Genomic DNA, 2,895 nt, shown 5'->3' with positions numbered 1-2,895 from the left:
CGCGTCGCTGACGGCAGCGCGCCAGGAGAGGGCTACGATTCACGGTATGTCTGACGTGCGAGTGCTGGTCCTTGACGATCACGAGGTGGTGCGGCGAGGGATCTGCGACATCCTCGACCGTGCCGACGGGATCGAGGTGGTCGCGGAGGCCGCCAACGTGGCCCAGGCGATCCGCCGCGCTGACGCCGTGCGGCCTGACGTCATCCTGTCCGACCTGAGGCTTCCCGACGGCACCGGCCTCGACGTCATCGCTCACGTGCGTGCGAACCACCCCGACACCCACATCGTGGTGCTCACCAGCTACGACGACGACGACGCGAAGGCCGCCGCGCGATCTGCGGGCGCCGACGCCTTCGTCGCCAAGACCGCGGGGTCGGGCGAGGTCCTCAAGGCCGTGCGCGACGCCGCCTCGGGCCGCGAGCACGGTCAGCACATCGACGTCCACGAGGACGATGCGATCGCGTCGCTCACGCCCACCGAGCGCAAGATCGTGAAGGCCGTGGGGGAGGGCCGCTCGAACAAGGAGATCGCGGACGCCCTCGGCATCGCGGAGAAGACGGTCAAGAACCACGTCACGAGCATCCTCGCGAAGATGGGCCTGCAGCGCCGGACCCAGGTGGTCGCCTGGGCGACGCAGCGACGCGCGCAGTCCTTCCGGGGCTGAAGCGGGGCGGCCTCAGCCCGCCGCCTGCACGTTCCACACGGCGATGCATCCGGGCTTCGGCGCGCCAGGGGTGCGCTCGGTGAGGCTGAAGGTGCCGTTGCGGCGCAGCGCGCGGTTCGCGAGGTTCGATGTTCCCGAGTGACGGTTCTGTGCGCCCGCGGGGCCGATCCCATCGTCCTCGACCCGGATCTCGATCCGCCCGTCCGCTGCCCCGAGGCTGATGCGCACCGCGGTGGCGCGCGCGTGCCGCGCGACGTTGGAGATCAACTCGCGAATCACCGCGACGATGTCGTCGGACAGGGACGTGTCGCCCTCGACCGCCGCGGCGACGTCCGGCCACTCGGCCGACACCGCCGGCTCGAAGCCCAGGGATCCGCGCGCGAGCAGCAGCTCACGGCGCACGCGGTCGGCGATGGGCTCCTGACTGCGCTGTCCCGCGAGCGAGCTCATCACCCCGCGCACCTCGTGCTGAGCGCGCTTGACGTGCTCGAGGGTGCCGCGCAGCCGCGTCGCGACGTCGCTGGCGGACGCGAACCGATCGGCCGGCTGCTTCTCCAGCAGGCGCAGCACCAGCGCGTCCAGCTCGCGCGGAGCGAAACGCACGAACGCCGACGGCGGCGAGGCCGGAGTGGTCAGGTGCTTGATCACCACGTCGGTGAACGTCTCGCCGGTGAACGGTGGCGCGCCGGTCGCGGCCCAGTGGATCAGGCAGCCCAGCGCGTAGAGGTCGCTGCGGTGGTCGACGTCGTGGCCGCGGATCTGCTCGGGGCTCATGTACGGCGCCGTTCCCAGCACGTCGCCCGCCTGCGTGAGCGCGACCGTCTCGCCGCCGGCCGCCTTGGCCAGGCCGAAGTCCATCAGCACCGGCCGACCTTCCTCCAGCAGGACGTTCTCGGGCTTCAGGTCGCGGTGGATGACGCCTTCGGCGTGCACGTACGCCAGCGCGTCCGCGACGGCCGCCAGCAGCTCCAGCCGCGCGGCCAGCTGCGCCTCGTCCTCGGGCGGATTCGCGAACGCGCGCGTCAGCGTCCCGCCGCTCACGTAGTCCATCGCCAGGTAGGCGCCCACCTCGGCCGTGCCGAAGCCGACGACCCGCACGACGTTGGGGTGCCGAAGGCGCGACATGACGCGGAACTCGCGGCGGAAACGCAGGCTGCTCTCGTCCTCGGGCAGCAGCAGCACCTTGAGCGCGACCGAGCGTCGCTCGGTCAGATCGGTGGCGCGGAACACCACGCCCATGCCGCCCTGTCCGATGCGCTCGTCGATCCGGTAGCGCCCGTCGAGCTGCTCTCCCGCACGAAGCATCCGAGGTCAAGATAGCAGCGGGCGTCCGCGCGGCTCCCGGCCCGGGACGGGAGGGGCGTGCCTAGGGATCGAGCGGGGGGCGACGCCGCGACCGCGGCCCGAACCGGAACGCGACCCCGCGTGCACGCCGAACGGGCCGGACGACGGTGTACGGCGCGACGACGAGCCGCCGATCGACCGTTCCGCCGCGTCATGTATGGTCTCCCATGCCCGAGACGACGATCGCCCTCGTACAGCTCGAACCGACCGAGGCCTACGACGCCAACGTCGAAGCGGCGCTGAACGGCATCGCCGAAGCGGCCCGCCAAGGCGCCGAGGCCGTCTTCCTGCCCGAGAGCTTCCACGTCAAGGGCCCCAGCGAGCTGCGCTTCGCCACCGCGACGCCGATCCCGGGGCCGCTGTCCGACGCCTTGAGCGCAGCCGCGCGCGACGCCGGCGTCTGGCTCCTGGCCGGCTCGTTCAACGAGAAGATCGACCGACCCGACAAGCTGTCCAACACCAGCCTGCTCTTCGGTCCCGACGGCGCGATCGTCGAGAGCTACCGGAAGATCCACCTCTTCGACGTCACCGTCGGCGACGAGGTCGTCGCGCGCGAGTCCGACCGCAACCTGGCGGGCGACCGGACGGTCGTGGTGGACACCCCGTTCGGCCGCATGGGCCTGTCGATCTGCTACGACGTCCGCTTCCCCGAGCTGTACCGCACCCTCGCGCTGCAGGGCGCGGAGCTGCTGGCGGTTCCCTCGAACTTCGCGATGTTCACCGGCAAGGACCATTGGGAGGTCCTGTTGCGGGCCCGTGCGATCGAGAACGGCGCCTACGTGATCGCACCGGCCACCACCGGCCGCCACGGCGGCTTCGCGTCGTACGGCCGCAGCCTGGTCGTGGACCCGTGGGGCACCGTCGTCGCCTGCGCGTCCGACGGGCGG

Annotated in this window: 3 protein-coding genes; 2 read left to right on the top strand and 1 reads right to left on the bottom strand. The window is 71.6% G+C overall.

All coding sequences use genetic code 11. The features are described from left to right. The first annotated feature begins 46 nt into the window (after positions 1-46). A complete protein-coding gene (locus QZ483_RS13425) occupies positions 47-664 on the top strand; it encodes a response regulator transcription factor (protein ID WP_297084864.1) in 618 nt (205 codons plus the stop codon). A gap of 12 nt (positions 665-676) precedes the next feature. Here QZ483_RS13425 and QZ483_RS13420 read toward each other — a convergent pair whose 3' ends face one another. Continuing rightward, positions 677-1,969 carry a protein kinase domain-containing protein gene (locus QZ483_RS13420; RefSeq protein WP_297084862.1) on the bottom strand — a complete coding sequence of 431 codons (1,293 nt, stop codon included), beginning with the start codon at positions 1,967-1,969 and terminating at the stop codon, positions 677-679. Between the two features lie 206 nt (positions 1,970-2,175). Between QZ483_RS13420 and QZ483_RS13415 the strand changes: the two genes are divergently transcribed. Continuing rightward, positions 2,176-2,895, top strand: a 720-nt coding sequence (locus tag QZ483_RS13415) for a carbon-nitrogen hydrolase family protein (RefSeq protein ID WP_297084859.1), incomplete at its 3' end; no start/stop codon positions are given.

The organism is uncultured Demequina sp., from assembly GCF_913055775.1.
Lineage (GTDB): Bacteria > Actinomycetota > Actinomycetes > Actinomycetales > Demequinaceae > Demequina.
This window is presented reverse-complemented; position numbering and strand designations above follow the sequence as displayed.

What these genes read in the sequence shown, in the direction of transcription:
- QZ483_RS13425 (WP_297084864.1), top strand. Translation starts at nt 47, where the DNA reads ATGTCTGACGTGCGAGTGCTGGTCCTTGACGATCACGAGGTGGTGCGG.
- QZ483_RS13420 (WP_297084862.1), bottom strand. Translation starts at nt 1,969, where the DNA reads ATGCTTCGTGCGGGAGAGCAGCTCGACGGGCGCTACCGGATCGACGAG.